Raw genomic sequence first — 18,020 nt, forward strand, 5'->3', positions numbered from 1 at the left:
AAGATCGCCACCGCCGCCACGATGCTCACGCTGTCAGCGAGCCTGGCTGTTGCTGCGCCGTGCAACGTCGGCACGACGACGAATGCGGCCACCGGGAAGGACAGCAGCTCGAATGTCGATGGGGGCTCGACCGCCAAGGTGACCCCCGGCGCCAAGGCGGAGTCCCCCGGCACGGTCGGCGCCATGACCAACACGGGCGCCGCCATGAAGGATGACGGCTCGAAGAAGGCTCCGGAAGGTCAGCCCGTGAAGCCCGGCGCCGACAATTGCTGAGCCTGCACCAGCAGACTCGGACCGTTCAGCTAGGGATCAAGGCATGAGCAATATGAAGCGGGCTATGGACGTCTATTTGAACGGGCTGCGCAATCAGCACGCGGTCGAGACACAGGCGATCGGTACGATTCAGAATGAGTTGCCTCGGATGGAGGGCTATCCGGACCTGCACGCGAAGATGAAGGCAGACCATGAGCGGTCCGTCACGCAGGCTGCGCGGCTCGACGATCTTCTTGAGAAGCACGGATCCAAGAAGTCGATACTCAAGGAGGCAGTGACTGGTGCCGTCGCGACAGTGGCGGGCTTCACTCATGCCGGTGCGGGTGACGAAGTCTTGAAGAACGTCCTCGCTGCCATCGGCTTCAAAGCCTACGAGATCAGCTCCTACAAGGTGTTGCTCGCGTTAGCTGACGCGGCTGGCGCCAGCGACGACACGTCGGTGCTCGAACAATCGATGCGGGAAGAGCAGGACATGGGCGATTGGCTCGGGAGCAATCTGCCCAACCTTGTTCATGCCTATCTTGAGCAGAAGCCTGTTTAGGGCTGTACCTATCGACCCCACCAGCCCGTGATCCGATCGGGCGGTGGGGCCGAATGTGCGGGCGACAGATCTTGATCAGGCTGCCTTGCGGCCCTCCGCGGCGCTCTTGATTGCAGCTCCTGGACGACCGAGGCCAATGGCCTTGGCGAGGGCGGAGCGCTGCGCAGCATAGCTCGGCGCGACCATCGGATAATCGCTCGGTAGCCCATAACGGTCGCGATAGCTCTTCGGGTCGAGACCGTGGCTTGTGAGGTGTCGCTTGAGCGTCCTGTAGGTCTTGCCGTCGATGAAGCTGACGATGCCATCCTCGCGGACCGACTTGCGGATCTGGGCCGAGGTCAGCTTCTCGACGTTCCTGGCCAAGGCAGTCCCGCTCGTGCTGGCATCAGAGCTCAACCCGGCTACCGCGTCGTGCACGGTCTGGATCAGGTTCGGAAGCTCAGAGGCTGGAACCGGATTGTTCGAGACGTACGCCGCGACGAGTTCGCCAGCCAGTTCAATGAAGTTCGCGGTGCGCCCGAAATTCTCTGGTATCAATTTATTCCTGCCATCGTTCTATTGCTCGCGCCACTATACGGAGCATGCTGCGTACATCATGATTTCCTTGACGAAATCAAGTCTCAGGCGCATGATTTCGCCATGCGGCGCGTACGCGCCCTTCGATTGCTAGAACAGGCGTTGATACGCGGCGCGTGCGGGACGCCAAGAAAGATCATAGCCGGCGAGCTATCGGATCCTCGCGCTGATCGGCAGCACGAGGGCGCTCCTGAGCTTCACGCACCGGCGGCTCTGCGAGCGGACCCTGCCAGACACCTTCTTCTGTCACGATGATGTCCATAGGAACGTCGTGCGGCTGCGGGTAAATAGTCGCGAGCCGGGCAAGGTCAAAGCCGACACCGATGACCCGTGGCCTCATCGACTTGGACGCGATGGTCCGGTCATAGAAGCCGCCGCCATATCCCAGGCGGTACCCCGCCTGATCGAAGCCGACGAGCGGCGCTATCAGAACGTCAGGATCGACAGCTGCGCCTTCAGCGGGAACGGGTATGTTCCAGACGCCGCGGGTCATGCGGTCACCTGGCGACCATTCTCGAAACTGAAGCGGGCGCCCCTTCTCCACGACGACCGGAAGCGCCAGCCGTACGCCCGTTCCACGCAGCGGTGTCAGAAGGGGTCTGGGATCGAACTCGCCTCTGAAGGGCCAGTAGAGTCCGATCGATATTCCCGATGCCCCCGGTAGAGCGGCTCGGAGTGCCCGCTCGATTCGCTCGCTCCAGGCCGCGCGGTCCTGGGCAGAGATGCTGACCCGCCGCTCGATGAGAGCGGCGCGGGTCTCCCTTCGCCACTGCCGCACGCGCGACCAGTCGGACGCGGCTTCTTCGGAAAGGTACGATTCGGAAAGCTGAGGCTTCGCCCCCAGGCTGACGAAGTCGGGGCTGAGCTCATGCATGAGGCAGGGTGGAGAACTGTACGCGCCGAACTCAGGAAGGTCGGGAACCGCAGAATCCGGCGACATCTCAGGCAGCTTGGTTGAACGCCCAACCATGATGAGCTCCCGCGCTACGATCGACCCGCACGACTCCCGGTGTCCTTGAGCAAACGCTTCCTCAGCACCTTGAGTTCGGTGAAGCGGATCGCATCACCGCGACACTGCCGGCCATCATCCCCTGCTCGTCTCTGCGCGGCACGATGGTGGCTCCAGCGCGATCAGCTGCCCAACCTTTCAGAGGCTCCAGAAGGACACGCGAGCGCCCTCCGTTCGGGCGTGATGATGGCGGGCGATCAATCGACAGCCCTGGTCCTCTGGTAGAGCGCCGGTCGATTCCCGACCGGCCCTCGCACTCGCCTGGACCGGATCAGCGCGTCGCGGACGGGCCGGCGCTCGGGAAGAACAGCTGTTCGCCGCCGACCTTGTAACCCGCGATCGCCTGCTGCCCCTCCGGTGAGACAAGCCAGTCGATGAAGGCCTGTCCCTGCTTCGCCTTCACGCCAGGGTGCCGATCGGGGTTCACCAGCATCACGCCGTAGGGATTGAACAGGCTCGAATCCCCCTGGACAAGGATGACCAAGTCGGCGCGATTCTTGAACGCGAGCCACGTCCCCCGGTCGGCGAGGATGTAGGCGCCGAGGGCTGAGGCCGTGTTGAGTGCGGAACCCATGCCCTGGCCCACATCCCGGTACCAAGGGCCTCGCACGGCCGCGAGATCGACGCCCGCCTCCTTCCAGCTGCGCAGCTCGGCGCTGTGGGTGCCCGAGCGGTCACCGCGCGACACGAACGCCGCCTTGCTGGCCGCGAGCTTGGCGAAGGCCTCACGCACGCCCAGGCCGCGCACGCCGGCCGGGTCGGAGGCCGGGCCGATCAGCACGAAATCGTTGTACATCACGTCGTACCGCTTCGTCGCGACGCCCTCGGCGAGGAACTTGTCCTCGGCCGGACGGTCGTGGACCAGCACCACATCGGCATCGCCGCGGCGCGCCGCATCGAGCGCCTGGCCCGTGCCCAGAGCCACGACCTTCACGTCGATCCCGGACGTCTCCCGGAAAAGGGGGAGGATGTGTTTGAACAGGCCGGACTGCTCGGTCGAGGTCGTCGAGGCGACGACGATGGAGCTCGGCTCGGCGTCGGCCGACGGCATGAGGCCAGTCGCGCTCAGGAGCGCGGCCAATCCCAGCGTCAGGAGGCGGCGACGAAAGGGGTCCACGGCAACTCCCCAGCGAGATAGGCCCGCGACTCGGACGTGCGGGGCGAGAACAGGATCTGGCGGGCTGGACCATGCTCGACGGCGCGGCCGGAGGCCAGCACGATCACCGTGTCGGCGAGGCGTGCCACCTGCCCGAGATTGTGTGAGACGAGCACCACCGTTGTGCCCGCCCGCGCCATCGCGGACACCAATCCCTCAACGATCTCGGTCGAGGCTGGGTCGAGGTTCGCGGTCGGCTCGTCGAGGAGCAGCAGGTCCGGTCCGACCGCCCAGGCGCGGGCCAGCGCCAGCCGCTGCTGCTCGCCGCCGGAGAACCGCGTCGCGGCATCGCGCCCGCGCTCCGACAGGCGGACGCGGGCGAGCGCTTCCTCCACCCGTGCGGCGCGCGCGGGACGAGGCAGGCCTCCGAGAGCCAGGGCGATGTTCGCGGCCGCGGTTGCGCGGATCAGCGCCGGCCGCTGAAACACGAAGGCCCGCCGGTGCGGGCCGACCTGTACCGTTCCGCCGTCGGGCTGCAGGAGCCCGTCGATGACCCTGAGGGTGACGCTCTTGCCCGCTCCATTCGGGCCGATGACGGCCGTGACGCTGCCCGAAGCGATCTCCAGGTGGAGATGGTCGAGCACCGTTCGCCCGTCGAGGGACAGAGTCACGTCCTGGAGGCGGATGGCCGGCGTCGCGCTCATCCATACACTCGCGCAGCGTGCCGGCGGAGCACGGCCACGGCCACGTTCACCACCAGAACGAGGCCGATCAGCACGAGGCCGAGCGCCAGGGCGAGGCTGAGATCGCCCTTCTGGGTCTCCAGTGAGATCGCCGTCGTCATCGTGCGGGTATACCCGTCGATGTTCCCGCCGACGACGAGGACCGCCCCGATCTCAGAGATCGCCCGGCCGAACGCGGCGAGCGCCGCCGTCACCAGGGAGAAGCGTACGTCGTAGATCATCGCCCCGGCCTGACGCGGTGCGGAGAGCCCGAGGGAGCGCAACTGCTCCCCGAGATGCACCCGGGCGTCGGCGACGACCTGCTGCGTCAGGGCGGCGACGAGCGGCGTTGCGAGCGTCGCCTGTGCGGCGATCATCGCGCCGGGGGTGAACAGCAGGCCGAGCGGTCCGAGCGGACCGGAGCGGGAGAGAACGAGGTACAGCACGAGGCCGACGAGCACCGGCGGCAGCCCCATGAAGGCGTTGAGTAAGCCGACCGCGGCCCCGCGTCCGGGAAAGCGGGCGACAGCCAGGAACGCACCGAGGGGTATGCCGAGCACGAGGCCGATGCCGACGGCAGTGAGGCTGACACGCAACGACAGCCACGCGATCGCCAGCACGTCACGATCCAGGCTGAACAGGCGGGATAGGATTTCCTGGAGCGTCTGCATCATGCGCCCGGGCTGGTCCTCGGGAATGGGACGGGGCGGATGGCGAGATCAGCCGATGAATCCGACCTCGAAACGCAGGTTCGGCCGAATGGACCTGTCATACCTACCAGAGAAGCGCGTGCGGAGAGTCGGTGAGCATATCGCCCGGGGCGACCGTTGTCGTGTCGTCGGGAGGTTCGACGAGGCCATCGCTCTCCGTCAGGGATGTGCGCACACCTGCCCCTTCGCGCGGGAGCTTGCTCGCCACGGGGACGGCGTCAGTGCCGCGCTCGCGGCTGACCGGCACGTGATCTCGCCGATCCGGCTACTTCCGGTACTCGAACGCGGCGTACGGGCCAAGATGCTGGGGTCTCGGTCAGGCCGCCGGGCCGGGCGAGGAGCGGCCGCATCACGAAGAGCAGCGCGACGTGAACCGCGACCGGGTTGCCCGGCAGCCTGCTGAGCAGCTTGTCCACGACCTGCCCGAGGGCGATCCGCCGCCCCGGCCTGATCGCGAGTCGCCGGAGGGCCAGCCGTCCCAGCGCCTCGACTGCCGCCGTCACGCGGTCCTGTTCTCCCATCGAGATGCCGTCGGAGGTCAGACCCCGGTCATGGCCGATGCCGGCCGCGTCCAGCCGGGCCTTCAGGGCGGCAAGGTTGTACCGGATCGGGCGCGCGACGGCAGCCGCGGCGGTCGGCTCGACCGAGCAGGTCAGGCCGTCGATGAGGGCATCCGTGTCCTGCAGGGTCGCAGCTTGAAAACAGTTCACGAACCTGGGAATCCGACCTACGCCCGGAGTGGGCGCGTGTGGTTCACACAGCATCGGCCGAGGATGCCACCCACTCACCGACATGGTGGGGCAACCGTGGCGGATCACTTGCGGGCCCGTGGACGAATAAGCTGGTCGACCGCTACCCCGAGCGGACGGAGCGCGAGCCGGAGCGTTCAAAGGCGGTGGCTGCCGCCCTCGTGTTCGTGGAGCGCGGGAGCAGGCTTGGGAGATCCAGTCTTCGATGTCGTGAAACGGGGGATAATAGGGGTTCACGGTGCCGACCCTTGATCATCGAACCCGGATGGCGCATCGCCGCCACGATGATCCGAAATGCGTCCTCGGCGCTGATCCCGCTTCGGGAGGCGGCGAACCTGCTGAGCGATGAGGCTGCGCCCGTCGCCCCCGCGACCGTTGCGCTCGCAGCGGCGCTCGGACGCATCGCGGCAGGCGCGATCGTCGCGCCCTCCGCCGTGCCGATGAGCATGACGGCCATGCGAGACGGCTTCGCGGTCGAGGCCGCTTCGGTGGGAGGCGCGTCGGCCTACGCGCCGATCTTCCTGGCGCGGCCACCACCATGGGTCGAGGCGGGACAGCCGATGCCTCCCGGCACCGATGCGGTTCTACCCCCGGAGGGATTTGCGGACGGCATGGTCGTCGCGGACATCGCCACGCGGGAAGGCGTGTGCGGGGCGGGCGACGACGTCGCTGGCAAAGAGAGGTTGATCGAGGCGGGCACCCAGATCGAGCCGCTTCACCTGCTCGTCTTGGAAGCGATCGGCCTGAAGGCGGTAGACATCCGTCAACCCCTCCTGCGCGTCGTCACCGCGGGGGCGTCCCACCTCGATACCGTGTCGCCCCTGCTCGGGCGTCTGATCGCCCGGGCCGGTGGGGCCACGGAAGCCGTTCGCGCCCAGGGCGTCCGGGACATCGGCGAGGCCATCCGGGGCGGCACGGCGGACGCGGTGCTGGTGGTCGGGGGAAGCGGGTTCGGACGCTCGGACCACAGCGCGGCGGCCCTCGCCCTCGCCGGAGACGTCCGCGCGCACGGCATCGCCATGCGGCCCGGCGAAACCACCGCCGTCGGCTCCGCAGCCGGCAGGCCGGTTCTTCTGGTACCCGGACGTCCCGAGGCGGCGCTGGCCGGGTTCCTGGCACTCGGCCGTCCTCTCATTGCGAGGCTCACCGGCGCGCCGGACCGCCCGCTCCGGCGGCATGTCCTCGTACGGAAGATCGTCTCGGCGATCGGGTTATCCGAGGTCGTCTTCGTCCGAAGCGTGTCGGATGGCGTCGAGCCACTCGGCGGAGCCGGCCTTCCGCTCCGTCGGTTGGTACAGGCGGACGGCATCATCGTGGTCGAGCCGGAAAGCGAAGGCTTCCGGGCAGGCGAGGAGGTGAAGGTTTGGCCCCTGTGAGCGCCGACGCGGACCGGGACGAGGCGGCGCATTTCGCCGAGCGTATCGCCGCGGCCTCAAGCCAGGAGCAGTTTCTCACGGTGATGAGTCGGGACGACGCGCTCGCAAGGTTCCGGGCGGCGGTCCCGCACACGCTCCTGCCTTCCGAGACCGTGCCGTTGGAAGACGCGCTCGGGCGCGTGCTCGCCCGCGACGTCGCGTCCCCAAGGGACGTTCCACCCTTCGACCGTTCCCTGGTGGACGGGTTCGCCCTGCGCGCCACCGACACGGAAGGAGCCGGGCCGGCGAGCCCGCGGCGTCTCACGCTGAACCGCGAGATCCTTGCTTGCGGCGTCGCGCCGACCGTCGTCGTCCGGCCGGGAACGGCGACGCCGATCTCCACCGGCGGCATGATCCCTCGGGGCGCCGACGCCGTGATGATGGTCGAGCACTCGGAGTTCGACGCCGGGAGCCTCGCCGTCGACGTTCTGACCGCGGTTCGGCCGGCGCAGTTCGTGGGATATGCCGGGGCTGACATGGCACGCGGCGAGACGGTGCTGCGCAAGGGAACGCGGATCACCGCCCGCGAAATCGGCATGGTGGCGGCGTGCGGCCTGGCGGCCGTCGACGTGACGCGACGTCCGCGCGTCGCGGTCCTGTCCACGGGGGACGAGCTGGTCGCACCGGGCGAGCCCCTGCCCGAAGGCGCGATCTACGACTCGAACGGCGCGATCATCGCGGCCGCGGTGACCGAGAATGGCGGGGAACCGCTTCGGCTCGGGATCGTGCGCGACGATGCGGCCCTCCTCGAGGCAGCCCTCCGATCCGCCCTTCGGGACAGCGACCTCGTCGTGCTCTCGGGAGGCACGTCAAAAGGGGCCGGCGACGTCTCGCACCGTGTGCTGCCCCGCCTCGGCGAGCCGGGAATCCTGTTCCACGGCGTGGCCCTGAAGCCCGGGAAGCCACTCTGCGTGGCGGTGGCTCAGGGAAAGCCGATCATCGTCCTGCCGGGGTTCCCCACCTCCGCGATGTTCACCTTCCACGACTTCGTCGTTCCGTTCGTCCGGGCGCTTGCCGGGCTGCCGCCGCGGGAGGACGAAACGATTGCGGCGCGCGTCTCCCAACGGGTGCCCTCCGAGCTTGGCCGCACCGAGTTCGTGATGACCTCGCTCGCCCTCGGTCCCGAGGGGACGATCGCCCTGCCGCTGCCGAAGGGCTCGGGTTCGGTCACCGCCTTCTCGCAGGCGGACGGATTCTTCGCGGTTCCAGCCGCGCGCGCCGGCGTCGAGGCCGGCGAGGACGTCGCCGTGGTTCGCCTGGGCGCCGGCGTTCGGGCGCCCGACCTGACGGTCGTCGGCAGCCATTGCATCGGTCTGGACCGGGTGGTCGGCCTGCTCGCCGAGCGGGGCTACCGCGCCCGCACCATCTGGGTCGGGTCGGCCGGCGGCCTCGCCGCCCTGCGACGCGGCGAATGCGATGTCGCCGCCATGCACCTCTTCGATTCCGAGACGGGCCGGTACAACGCCCCGTTCCTCGCCGAGGGGATGTCCCTCGCGCCCGGTTGGCGCCGCCTCCAGGGCGTCGTGTTTCGCCGCGGCGACGCCCGGTTCGAAGGTCGGGAGGCCGCCGACGCGGTCACCGCCGCGCTGTCCGACCCCGACGCCGTCATGGTCAACCGCAACGCCGGATCGGGCACGCGTCTGCTCGTTGACGGGCTGCTGAACGGTGCAAGGCCGGCGGGGTTCTGGAACCAGCCGCGTTCGCACAACGCCGTCGCCGCGGCGGTTTCGCAAGGCAGGGCGGACTGGGGCGTGGCCATAGCAAGCGTCGCGGATGCCTATGGGCTCGGCTTCCATCCGTTGACGGAAGAGGATTACGACCTAGTGTATCGCGAGCGCGCGAAGGGGATGCCAGCGCTCGCGGCATTCCTGAGCCTGCTGGGCGAGCCCGAGACGGCCGCAGCGCTGCGCGATCTCGGCTTCTCGCCCGCCGCGAAACCCTCGTGACGAGCGCAGGGCTCGCCGGCCTCGTCGCGGCCGGCGTGACCCCGACCAGCCCGGTCAAGATCGCATGAGCCCGCATCCGCCGGCCCGCGATGCGCGGGACCTGCCTCGGTGGAACGAAACGGGGAATCCTGTCGCTCGCCGGGATGCTCGACGATGCCGTTTCGCGTAGGGACGCCTGCGAGGCGCTGGGGTCTCCATCGAGGCGGTGGGCATTGGGCGAGGACACGAGCATCAGTCTGAGGATCGAGCTCGGCTCGGACACCTTGCTGGGACCGGGCAAGGTCGCCCTTCTGAGCGGCATCCGCGACACCGGCTCCATCGCCGCCGCAGGGCGCCGGATGGGCATGAGCTACAAGCGAGCTTGGTACCTCATCGATACGCTGAATAAGGCGTTCCAGGAGCCGCTCGTCTCCGCAAGCAAGGGCGGACGCAGCGGTGGCGGCGCGACCCTCACGAACACGGGCACCGCCATCCTCGAGAGTTACCTGCGCATGGAGCGGCTCGCCTCGGAGGCCGTGGCGGGTGAACTCGACCTTCTCGCTTCGCTGATGAAGCCCGATTCCTAGAATCGAGGACGGCGCTCGGAGGAGCGCATCGATCGGGAGCCGATTCTTGAGGCCGTGCCTCGGCCCGGTAGTCCTCAGCTCGGTGCCGGCGAGCCTGCCGCATCCGGCGCTGCCCGCCGGATCATCCTGATGTCCACCGTCAAGGCCCGGCGGCACGCCTGAGCGCGCCGCCGGAGGTCCACCGCCTACTCGGCGGCCATGGGCGTCGCGTGGACGGCGGTGGCCCGGGCCGCGCAGAACTTGAACTCGGGGATCTTGCCCATGGGATCGAGCGCCGGGTTCGTCAGCAGGTTGGCCGCAGCCTCGGCGTAGCAGAACGGCATGAAGATCATGCCGACCGGCACGTCGCGGTCGGAGCGCACCTTCAGGTGGACGGCGCCGCGGCGCGTCTCCAGCTTCATCGTATCGCCGGGCTCCAGCCCGAGCCGGTAGAGCTCCTTCGGGGCCATGAAGGCGACCGCCTCTGGCTCCAGCGCGTCGAGGACGCCGGCGCGCCGGGTCATCGAGCCGGTGTGCCAGTGTTCCAGTACGCGGCCGGTCGATAGGACCATCGGGTAGTCGTCATCCGGCAACTCGTCCGGGGGCACCACGGCGGCCGGGACGATCTTCGCGCGCCCGCTCTCCGTGGGGAAGCCGGCGTAGAAGATGATCTCGTTGCCGGGCTTGTCCGGCGCGTCGACCGGGTAGGTCACGGCGCCCTCGCGCTCCAGGCGCTCCCAGGTGATGTTGTTGAACGACGGCATCACCATGGCCATCTCGCGGAAGATGTCGGCCGGGCCGCCGTAGTTCCAGGGCAGACCGAGGCGCTTCCCCAGTTCCTGGATGATCCACCAATCCTGCCGCGCGTCGCCTGGCGGCGACACCACCGGCTGCGAGATCTGCACGCGACGGTCGGTGTTGGTGAAGGTGCCGGCCTTCTCCGCGAAGGCGGAGGCCGGCAGCACCACGTCGGCGTGGAAGGCGGTTTCCGTCAGGAACAGGTCCTGTACGACGAGGTGGTCGAGCATCGCCAGGGCGTGACGGGCGTGGTTCAGGTCCGGGTCCGACATCGCCGGGTTCTCGCCCTCGACGAACATGCCCTTGATCTCACCGGCGTGGATCGCGCGCATGATCTCGACGACGGTGAGGCCCCTCTGCGGATCGAGCTTCTGACCCCAGAACTCCTCGAACATCTCCCGCACCGCGGCCTTCTCGACCGACTGGTAGTCCGGGTAGACCATCGGGATCAGTCCGGCGTCGGACGCGCCCTGGACGTTGTTCTGGCCGCGCAGCGGATGCAGGCCGGTGCCGGGGCGCCCGATCTGCCCCGTGACGAGGGCCAGAGCGATCAGGCAGCGCGAGTTGTCCGTGCCGTGGACGTGCTGGCTGATGCCCATGCCCCAGAAGATGATCGAGGACTTGGCGCGGGCGTAGAGCCGGGCGACCTCGCGCAGGGTCTCTGCGTCGATGCCGCAGACCGAAGCCATCTTCTCCGGCGTGAACTCGACGATCTTCTCCTTCAGCAGCTCGAAGTTCTCGGTGTAGCCGGCGATGTACTGCTCGTCGTAGAGCCGCTCCTCGATGATCACGTTGAGCATCGCGTTGAGCATCGCCACGTCCGAGCCGGGCTTGAACGCGAGGTGCTTGTAGGCGTGCCGCGACAGCACCTGCCGGCGCGGGTCCATGACGATCAGCTTGGCGCCGCGCTGCTTCACCGCGTTCTTGAGGAAGGTCGCTGCGACCGGGTGGTTCACAGTCGGGTTGGCGCCGATCACGATGATAACCTCGGCATCGAGCGCCGCCGAGAACGGCGCCGACACGGCGCCCGAGTTCAACCCCTCCATGAGGGCGGCCACCGACGAGGCGTGGCACAGCCGCGTGCAGTGGTCGACGTTGTTCGAGCCGAAGCCGAGCCGCACCAGCTTCTGGAAGAGGTAGGCCTCTTCGTTCGAGCCTTTCGCGGAGCCGAAGCCGGCGAGCGCCTTGGGGCCATGCGTGTCGCGCACCGTCTTGAGGCCGCCGGCGGCGCGGTCGAGCGCCTCCTCCCAGGTCGCCTCGCGGAAGTGCGTCCACGGGTTGGCCGGGTCGACCTGGTCGTTGGCGTCCTTCTTGACGTTGTCCAGGCGGATCAGCGGCGCCGTCAGGCGGTGGGGATGGTGGACGTAGTCGAACCCGAAGCGGCCCTTCACGCAGAGCCGGTTATGGTTGGCCGGCCCGTTCACGCCCTCGGCGTAGACGATCTTCTCGTCCTTCACCTTGTAGGAAACCTGGCAGCCGACGCCGCAATACGGGCACAGCGAGGTCACCTCGCGGTCGGGGTAGACCGTCCGGGTATTGTGCTCGGCGTCGAGATAGGCGGACGGCATCAGCGCGCCGGTCGGACAGGCCTGGACGCACTCGCCGCAGGCCACGCAGGTCGAGCCGCCCATCGGGTCGTCGAAGTCGAACACGACCTTGGTGCCAGCCGAGCGGTAGGCCATGCCGATGACGTCGTTGACCTGGACCTCGCGGCAGGCGCGGACACAGAGGTTGCACTGGATGCAGGCGTCGAGATTGACGCTCATGGCCGGGTGGGTGAAGTCGCCGGTCCAGCGCTCGGCCGCAGGGAAGCGGCTCTCGGAGACGTCGAGGAAGTCGGCCTGCACCCAGAAGTGCGACGTCGGGTCGTGCGAGGTCTCGCGCTCGGGCTGGTCGGCCACGAGCAGTTCGAGCACCATGGCGCGGGCCTTGGTGGCACGCTCGGTCGCAGTCTTGACCTTCATGCCCACGCCCGGCGTGCGCTTGCACGAGGCGGCCAGCACCCGCTCGCCCTCGATCTCGACCATGCAGGCGCGGCAGTTGCCGTCCGGACGGTAGCCGGGCTCGGGCTTGTGGCAGAGGTGCGGGATGTGGGTGCCGAGGCGCTTGGCGACGGCCCAGATCGTCTCGCCGGGACCGGCCTCGACCTGCTGTCCGTCGAGCTCGAACGCGATGGTCGCGGGTGCGGTCGGCCGCTCCGTCAGATCGTGCAGTCCCGACGGCTCCGGTGCCGCCTGGCCGCCCGCCTTCGCGCCTTGCGAGTAGGAGCCGCCGGCCTCCGGCTTCGAGCCCTGCGCGGGACCGCCTGCATCCTGCAGCCCGTCGGCCCGGATCTCGGACTTCTCGGTCTTGTCGCCGTGCTGTTCGGGGGCGTTGCTCATGCGGCCGCTCCTGGCTCGGACATCGGGATAGGGTTCGCTGGCGCCATCGGTTGCCTCACTCGGCAGCCGCGGCGCGCGGCGCGGGGAAGAGGTCCGGGAAATACTTGATGACGCTGCTGAGAGGGTTCGAGGCGGCTTGGCCGAGGCCGCAGATCGAGGCGTCACGCATGCACTGGGACAGCTCGCCCAGGAGTTCGGTGTCCCAGACGCCCTGCTCCATCAGGATGCGGGCCTTCTGGGTCCCCGAACGGCAGGGGGTACACTGCCCGCAGCTCTCGTCCTCGAAGAACCTCATCAGGTTCAACGCGGCACCGCGCACATCGTCCCGTTCGGACAGGATCACGACGGCGGCGGAGCCGATGAAGCAGCCGTACTTCTCCAGCGTCCCGAAATCGAGCGGGATGTCGTTCATCGACGCCGGCAGGATGCCGCCCGACGCGCCGCCCGGCAGGTAGGCCGCGAAGGTGTGGCCGTCTGCCATGCCGCCGCAATACTCGTCGATGAGCTCCTGGATGGTGAGGCCGGACGGGCCGAGCTTCACGCCCGGTTCCTTCACGCGCCCCGAGACCGAGTAGGAGCGCAGGCCGACGCGGTCGTTGCGGCCGTGGCTCTTCCACCACGCACCACCCCGCTCGATCAGGTCGCGCACCCAGAACAGCGTCTCGATGTTGTTGATCAGCGTCGGGCGGTTGAACAGGCCGACCTGGAACGGGAACGGCGGCTTGTGCCGCGGCAGCCCGCGCTTGCCCTCCAGGGACTCGATCAGCGAGGACTCTTCGCCGCAGATGTAGGCGCCGGCGCCGCGGCGCAGGTGGATGCGCGGGCCGCCCTCGGGGAGCTTGGCGATCTCGCGCGTCAGGATCTCGCGGGAGATGGGATACTCGTCGCGCAGGTAGATATAGACCTCCGGCGCCTCGACGACGTGGGCGCCGATCAGCATGCCTTCGAGGAAGCGGTGCGGGTCGGTGTTGAGGTAGAGCTGGTCCTTGAAGGTGCCGGGCTCGCCCTCGTCCCCGTTGACCGCCATCAGCCGGGGCCCGGGCTCGCCACGCACCGAACGCCACTTGCGTCCCGTCGGGAAGCCCGCGCCGCCGAGGCCGCGCAGCCCGCCGTCGTCGAGCACCTTCAGGATGTCGTCGACCGGAAGCTCCCCGCTGCGGAGCCGGTCGAGGGTCGCGTACCCGCCGGCCGCCCGATAGGCGTCGTAGTCGACGTAGTCCGGGATGTGGGCATGGGTGTCGCCGGCCTCGACCGCGGCCCTCACGGACGCGAGATCGGCCTTGTGCAGGAAGTTGTGCCCGACCTCGACGGCGGGCGCGTGGTCGCACAGGCCGACGCAGGGCGCGCGCACGACGCGGACGGCGTCGGAGGCGAGTTCCCGCTGGAGCGTCTCCAGCAACTCGTCGGCGCCGAACATCGCGCAGGTGATGCTATCGCAGACCCGGATGGTCAGCCTCGGGATGGAGGCGTCACCCTCCTTCACGACGTCGAAATGCGCGTAGAAGGTCGCGGTCTCGAACACCTCGGCGAAGGCCAGGGCCATCTCGTCGGCCAGCGCCGCCAGGTGCTCGGCGCTGATCTGGCCGTAGGTGTCCTGGATCAGGTGGAGGTGCTCGATGAGCAGGTCGCGCTGGCGCGAGCGGGAGCCGAGAAGCTCCTCGATCTCGACCTTCGCCCGCGGCTCGACCTGGCGCCCCTTGGGTACGCTACGCGCCTTGTTCCGCCCCCGGCCGGGATGCGAAAAGTTCCTGACTGTCCCCGGTGCCTCACTCATGCGGTATCTGATTTCCAACTTCTGGGGCGGGTGGTCGCGGCGTCCTGCGGTCCGGTCGGGGCCTACTGGCCGCCGAAGGCCCGGAGCGGCTGGCCGGCCTCGGATCGATGTTTCATCACGACGGCTCCCGTCGCCTCGTCCAGGGACGTGACCCTGGGCCCGACGACGGAGCGGAGTTCGATCTCGAACGCGTCGAGGGCGCCGTTCAGGCGGTCCATCAGGGTGTTCGGGGCGTCTTCGGCCGGGGAGTCGACCGCTTTCGCGAGCGCGTCGCGGACGCGCCCGGCGAGCTCCTGCGTGAGCGGCGGTTTCGCGTCGGCGCAGTACGCGTCCGTCACGATGGCGGCCCAGTCCGCCGCAGGGGATGCATCGCCCATGCTCATGCTTGCGCGATCCAGGGGAAGTCGACGTGGTGCATGGCGTGCCCGTTCGGGTCCGTTGGCGTGGCGTTCGCCCGTGGCATGCCACATGGCAGCCGTTATAGCGGAGGTGTTATATCGTTTTTGAAGTCGTTTCAATTTGCGTAGGGCGGGGGTCACGCGCCGCGGCGACATGGCTGACGCTTGCCCTGACTGGTCGAGCGAGGCAGTGGAGACGTCGCGGGGGAGGCGGTCAGTGGTGTCCGGTATGCGCGTAATCGGACTTGCCGGGTGGAGCGGCGCTGGCAAGACCAGCCTCCTGATCCGGGTCATCCCCGTGCTCGTCGCCCGCGGTGTGAAGGTCGCGACCATTAAGCACGCCCACCACGACTTCGACACGGACCAACCCGGGAAGGACTCCCACGAGCACCGCAAGGCGGGAGCGAGCGAGGTCCTGGTCTCGTCGGGCCGCCGGTGGGCCCAGGTCCACGAACTGGGGGACGAGCAGGAAGCGACCCTGGGTCAGCTCCTGCGACGGATCAGCCCCTGCGACCTCATCGTCGTGGAAGGATACAAGCGGGAGCCGATCCCCAAGATCGAGGTCCATCGCGTCGACAACGGCCGCCCGCCCCTCCATCCTCTGGACGCCACCATCGTGGGCATCGCGAGCGACGTCGGATTTCCGGCATCGGGCCTTCCCGTCGTAGATTTGAACGACGCGGAGGCGGTGACGGGGCTGATGCTCGACGTGGCCGGTTCCTTCGAAGACGTCCTCGGGAGGCTCTAGCCGAATGGCCCAGCTCAGCGATGACTGCTTCGCGTTCGGCGGCCCCCTGATGACGATCGAGGACGCGCACGCGCTGTTCGGCGAGCGACTCGAAGCGATCGTCGGCACCGAGGACGTTCCCGTCTGGGACGCCGACGGACGCATCCTGGCCGAGGATTGCGTTGCGCCGATCAACGTCCCGCCGTTCCCCAACTCGGCCGTCGACGGCTACGCGGTCCGCTTCGCGGACCTGCGCGCCTCCGACTCGACGGTTCTGCCGGTCGGCGCGGTCGTCGCGGCCGGCGGCTCGTCGGAAGGCGTGTCGGTGGCGGGCTCGGCCGTCCGGATCTTCACCGGAGCCCCGATGCCGGCGGATGCCGACACGGTCTTCATGCAGGAGGACGTCCACGTCCTGCCCGACGGCCGGGTGTCTCTGCCGCTCGGGTTGAAGCGCGGCGCCAACAGCCGCGACGCTGGCGAGGACGTGGCGAAGGGCGCGCCGATCATCGCGGCCGGCCGGCGTCTCCGGCCGCAGGACTTGTCTCTGGCGACCGCCGTCGGCCTGCGCACGTTGACGGTCCGCCGCACCCTGCGGGTCGGCGTGTTCTCGACGGGCAACGAGCTCGTCGAGCCGGGGGCGCCCTTGAGGCCGGGCGCGATCTACGACTCGAACCGCATCCTGCTGCTTGCTCTTCTCCGGCGGATGGGCGTCGCGGCGCGTGACCTCGGCGTCATCCGTGACGACCCGGCGGCACTCGCGGTGAGGCTCTCGGCGGCGGTCGCGGAGCATGACGTGATCCTCACGTCGGGCGGGGTGTCGACCGGCGACGAGGATCACGTGAAGACCGCCGTCGAGACCATCGGGCGCCTCGTGTTCTGGAGGCTGGGGATCAAGCCGGGACGGCCGGTCGCGATGGGCATGATCGACGGCAAGCCGTTCCTGGGCCTGCCGGGCAATCCGGTGGCTGTCTACGTCACCCTGCTGTTCGTCGTGCGGCCGCTGCTCGCCCGGCTCGCCGGCGAGGCTTACGCGCCGCCGCGCGGGTTCACCGTCAGGGCGGCCTTCTCCTACCGGAAGCGAGCCGGCCGCAGGGAGTTCGTCAGGGCCAGCCTCGCCCGGGACGCCGACGGCACCTGGCAAGCCCGGAAATTCCAGCGCGACGGCGCGGGCATGCTGTCATCGCTCACCGAAACCGACGGCCTCGTGGAGTTGGAGGATAGCCGGATCGAGGTCGCGCCGGGCGACATCGTGCGGTTCCATCCGCACGAAGCCCTCTGGTAGCGAGGCCGTCCTCAGAGCCTCACCGGCCGCAGACGGCGCCCCGAGCATTGCCGGGCTCCCGCTTCCGTTATATCAATCCTGCTATATCGCTTGTGATTGGCCGTACGAACGGCCGCTCGGTCGGCGGGCTTGGTCAACGATGTTCGATGGTGTCTGGCGGAGCCAAGCAGGCGCGGAACTTCGCCTCCTCCAGATGGGCGAGGCCGTTTCCGGGACCTACACCGCCGCCAATCCCGGCCCTGCGCAGACGCATCGAAGCCGCATCCTCGTCGGCACGGCCGAGGGCGACATCATCGGCTTCGTGACCAGCACGTCGTCACCACAGGAAATCACGGCCTGGACCGGGCGTCTCGTCCGCGCCGACGAGAAGACGGCCGAGGAGATTCATGCGGTCTTCCATGCCGTCGAACGGTGTTCGCAGCCGAAGGCCGTGGACGGTCACATCGCGCTCGAAACGACCATCTTCTCAAAGGTCGAGAACGCGTGCTCATGAAGGCAGGGCCGCTTCCATTCCCGATATCGTTCTGAGGAACGGGGGAATTGGAGCGACGAGCGGTCGGGCGACGATTGTCGACGAATATCGGCCTTCCGGTTCGTCCTGCATGCCGTCATCCCCGTGTCGGGTGCGGAGATGGCCGATCGGGGCCGGTAGCCTCCGCTCACGGGATATCCCCACAGCCCGCTGAATGGCCGGGATGGGCGCAAAGCCGAACGACAGGCTTTTCTCCCGTCAACAATTCGGCGTGGCGGAGTCTGGCCGGAAGCCGCAGGGTTGCTTCGGTGAATGGTCAGCCGGAAGAGCGGAGGGTCCTCGCGCGACCCCAATCGGGCGCTCCAGCGACGGCGCGAGCCTCCTGAAAGCCAGGCGGGCCACGGTGCAGGCGAACCCGCCGGGCACCGCGGCCGAGCCACCCGTCCGCGTTCCTGTCGATCGACGCTGGCGCGTTGGATGTGAATTCGGAATGTTACCCGAAGCCGCCATTCGCTGTGCTTGCGACGTTTTCGCACTCAGCAGACCGCACATACCCCTTCGGGTTGCCCTATCAAGGTGCGCCTATACAACACCCGTGCTTGTATA

18 protein-coding genes are annotated in these 18,020 nt (G+C 68.5%); 8 read left to right on the top strand and 10 right to left on the bottom strand.

Annotated features, from left to right (window positions below):
• Positions 1–273: hypothetical protein (locus MKK82_RS23865; protein ID WP_243987049.1), on the top strand; the 273-nt coding region annotated here is incomplete at its 5' end.
• Positions 274–316: 43 nt separating this feature from the next.
• Positions 317–814: a DUF892 family protein gene (locus MKK82_RS23870; protein ID WP_238290654.1), complete on the top strand. Its 498-nt coding sequence runs from the start codon at positions 317–319 to the stop codon at positions 812–814.
• A 75-nt stretch (positions 815–889) separates the two neighbouring features.
• Here MKK82_RS23870 and MKK82_RS23875 read toward each other — a convergent pair whose 3' ends face one another.
• From MKK82_RS23875 to MKK82_RS23905, 7 genes are all read right to left on the bottom strand, one after another.
• The gene (locus MKK82_RS23875) at positions 890–1,351 is read right to left on the bottom strand and encodes a MucR family transcriptional regulator (protein WP_238290653.1); all 462 of its coding nucleotides are present in this window, start codon (positions 1,349–1,351) and stop codon (positions 890–892) included.
• A gap of 175 nt (positions 1,352–1,526) precedes the next feature.
• The gene (locus tag MKK82_RS23880; protein WP_409566836.1) at positions 1,527–2,330 is read right to left on the bottom strand and encodes a 5-formyltetrahydrofolate cyclo-ligase; all 804 of its coding nucleotides are present in this window, start codon (positions 2,328–2,330) and stop codon (positions 1,527–1,529) included.
• A gap of 340 nt (positions 2,331–2,670) precedes the next feature.
• On the bottom strand, positions 2,671–3,516 hold the full coding sequence (locus MKK82_RS23885) for a substrate-binding domain-containing protein (RefSeq protein WP_243987051.1): 846 nt from the start codon (positions 3,514–3,516) through the stop codon (positions 2,671–2,673).
• Positions 3,489–4,199, bottom strand: coding sequence for an ATP-binding cassette domain-containing protein (locus MKK82_RS23890; RefSeq protein WP_238290651.1), 711 nt, complete (start codon positions 4,197–4,199; stop codon positions 3,489–3,491). Before MKK82_RS23890 ends, MKK82_RS23885 begins: the two co-directional genes overlap by 28 nt.
• On the bottom strand, positions 4,196–4,891 hold the full coding sequence (locus tag MKK82_RS23895) for an ABC transporter permease (protein ID WP_149312762.1): 696 nt from the start codon (positions 4,889–4,891) through the stop codon (positions 4,196–4,198). The genes MKK82_RS23890 and MKK82_RS23895 overlap by 4 nt, the downstream gene beginning before the upstream one ends.
• A 100-nt stretch (positions 4,892–4,991) precedes the next feature.
• Positions 4,992–5,174: a hypothetical protein gene (locus tag MKK82_RS23900; RefSeq protein WP_313902115.1), complete on the bottom strand. Its 183-nt coding sequence runs from the start codon at positions 5,172–5,174 to the stop codon at positions 4,992–4,994.
• On the bottom strand, positions 5,146–5,637 hold the full coding sequence (locus MKK82_RS23905) for a molybdopterin-binding protein (RefSeq protein ID WP_243987053.1): 492 nt from the start codon (positions 5,635–5,637) through the stop codon (positions 5,146–5,148). Before MKK82_RS23905 ends, MKK82_RS23900 begins: the two co-directional genes overlap by 29 nt.
• Positions 5,638–5,960: 323 nt before the next feature.
• Between MKK82_RS23905 and MKK82_RS23910 the strand changes: the two genes are divergently transcribed.
• The 3 genes from MKK82_RS23910 to MKK82_RS23920 all read left to right on the top strand — a co-directional run bounded on the left by MKK82_RS23910 (position 5,961) and on the right by MKK82_RS23920 (position 9,603).
• Entirely contained in the window at positions 5,961–7,052 is a 1,092-nt protein-coding gene (locus MKK82_RS23910; RefSeq protein ID WP_243987072.1) for a molybdopterin-binding protein, read from the top strand.
• A complete protein-coding gene (locus MKK82_RS23915; protein WP_243987073.1) occupies positions 7,049–9,037 on the top strand; it encodes a molybdopterin biosynthesis protein in 1,989 nt (662 codons plus the stop codon). The genes MKK82_RS23910 and MKK82_RS23915 overlap by 4 nt, the downstream gene beginning before the upstream one ends.
• A gap of 236 nt (positions 9,038–9,273) precedes the next feature.
• Positions 9,274–9,603 carry a winged helix-turn-helix domain-containing protein gene (locus tag MKK82_RS23920; protein WP_238290688.1) on the top strand — a complete coding sequence of 110 codons (330 nt, stop codon included), beginning with the start codon at positions 9,274–9,276 and terminating at the stop codon, positions 9,601–9,603.
• A gap of 185 nt (positions 9,604–9,788) precedes the next feature.
• Here the strand turns inward: MKK82_RS23920 and fdhF are convergent, their stop codons facing one another.
• The 3 genes from fdhF to MKK82_RS23935 form a co-directional block, all read right to left on the bottom strand.
• Positions 9,789–12,761, bottom strand: a complete 2,973-nt coding sequence (fdhF, locus tag MKK82_RS23925) for a formate dehydrogenase subunit alpha (RefSeq protein WP_238290650.1) — start codon at positions 12,759–12,761, stop codon at positions 9,789–9,791.
• 55 nt (positions 12,762–12,816) lie between these two features.
• Positions 12,817–14,535 carry an NAD(P)H-dependent oxidoreductase subunit E gene (locus MKK82_RS23930; RefSeq protein ID WP_243987055.1) on the bottom strand — a complete coding sequence of 573 codons (1,719 nt, stop codon included), beginning with the start codon at positions 14,533–14,535 and terminating at the stop codon, positions 12,817–12,819.
• Positions 14,536–14,597: 62 nt separating this feature from the next.
• Positions 14,598–14,912 carry a hypothetical protein gene (locus MKK82_RS23935; RefSeq protein ID WP_238290687.1) on the bottom strand — a complete coding sequence of 105 codons (315 nt, stop codon included), beginning with the start codon at positions 14,910–14,912 and terminating at the stop codon, positions 14,598–14,600.
• Positions 14,913–15,162: 250 nt separating this feature from the next.
• On the opposite strand from MKK82_RS23935, the gene mobB reads away from it, so the two are divergent.
• From mobB to MKK82_RS23950, 3 genes are all read left to right on the top strand, one after another.
• Positions 15,163–15,681 carry a molybdopterin-guanine dinucleotide biosynthesis protein B gene (mobB, locus tag MKK82_RS23940; protein WP_238290685.1) on the top strand — a complete coding sequence of 173 codons (519 nt, stop codon included), beginning with the start codon at positions 15,163–15,165 and terminating at the stop codon, positions 15,679–15,681.
• Positions 15,682–15,685: 4 nt separating this feature from the next.
• Positions 15,686–16,942, top strand: a complete 1,257-nt coding sequence (glp, locus tag MKK82_RS23945; RefSeq protein WP_238290648.1) for a gephyrin-like molybdotransferase Glp — start codon at positions 15,686–15,688, stop codon at positions 16,940–16,942.
• Positions 16,943–17,081: 139 nt separating this feature from the next.
• Positions 17,082–17,435 (top strand): avidin/streptavidin family protein, encoded by a 354-nt coding sequence (locus tag MKK82_RS23950; protein ID WP_238290647.1) that lies wholly within the window; start codon positions 17,082–17,084, stop codon positions 17,433–17,435.
• The last annotated feature ends 585 nt before the right edge of the window (positions 17,436–18,020 follow it).

Origin of the sequence: Methylobacterium sp. E-046, assembly GCF_022829625.1 — a bacterium.
GTDB classification, from domain to species: Bacteria; Pseudomonadota; Alphaproteobacteria; order Rhizobiales; family Beijerinckiaceae; genus Methylobacterium; species Methylobacterium longum.

What these genes read in the sequence shown, in the direction of transcription:
- MKK82_RS23910 (WP_243987072.1), top strand. Translation starts at nt 5,961, where the DNA reads ATGATCCGAAATGCGTCCTCGGCGCTGATCCCGCTTCGGGAGGCGGCG.
- fdhF (WP_238290650.1), bottom strand. Translation starts at nt 12,761, where the DNA reads ATGAGCAACGCCCCCGAACAGCACGGCGACAAGACCGAGAAGTCCGAG.
- MKK82_RS23890 (WP_238290651.1), bottom strand. Translation starts at nt 4,199, where the DNA reads ATGAGCGCGACGCCGGCCATCCGCCTCCAGGACGTGACTCTGTCCCTC.
- mobB (WP_238290685.1), top strand. Translation starts at nt 15,163, where the DNA reads ATGCGCGTAATCGGACTTGCCGGGTGGAGCGGCGCTGGCAAGACCAGC.
- MKK82_RS23950 (WP_238290647.1), top strand. Translation starts at nt 17,082, where the DNA reads ATGTTCGATGGTGTCTGGCGGAGCCAAGCAGGCGCGGAACTTCGCCTC.
- MKK82_RS23935 (WP_238290687.1), bottom strand. Translation starts at nt 14,912, where the DNA reads ATGGGCGATGCATCCCCTGCGGCGGACTGGGCCGCCATCGTGACGGAC.
- MKK82_RS23870 (WP_238290654.1), top strand. Translation starts at nt 317, where the DNA reads ATGAGCAATATGAAGCGGGCTATGGACGTCTATTTGAACGGGCTGCGC.
- MKK82_RS23930 (WP_243987055.1), bottom strand. Translation starts at nt 14,535, where the DNA reads ATGAGTGAGGCACCGGGGACAGTCAGGAACTTTTCGCATCCCGGCCGG.
- MKK82_RS23880 (WP_409566836.1), bottom strand. Translation starts at nt 2,330, where the DNA reads ATGTCGCCGGATTCTGCGGTTCCCGACCTTCCTGAGTTCGGCGCGTAC.
- glp (WP_238290648.1), top strand. Translation starts at nt 15,686, where the DNA reads ATGGCCCAGCTCAGCGATGACTGCTTCGCGTTCGGCGGCCCCCTGATG.
- MKK82_RS23895 (WP_149312762.1), bottom strand. Translation starts at nt 4,891, where the DNA reads ATGATGCAGACGCTCCAGGAAATCCTATCCCGCCTGTTCAGCCTGGAT.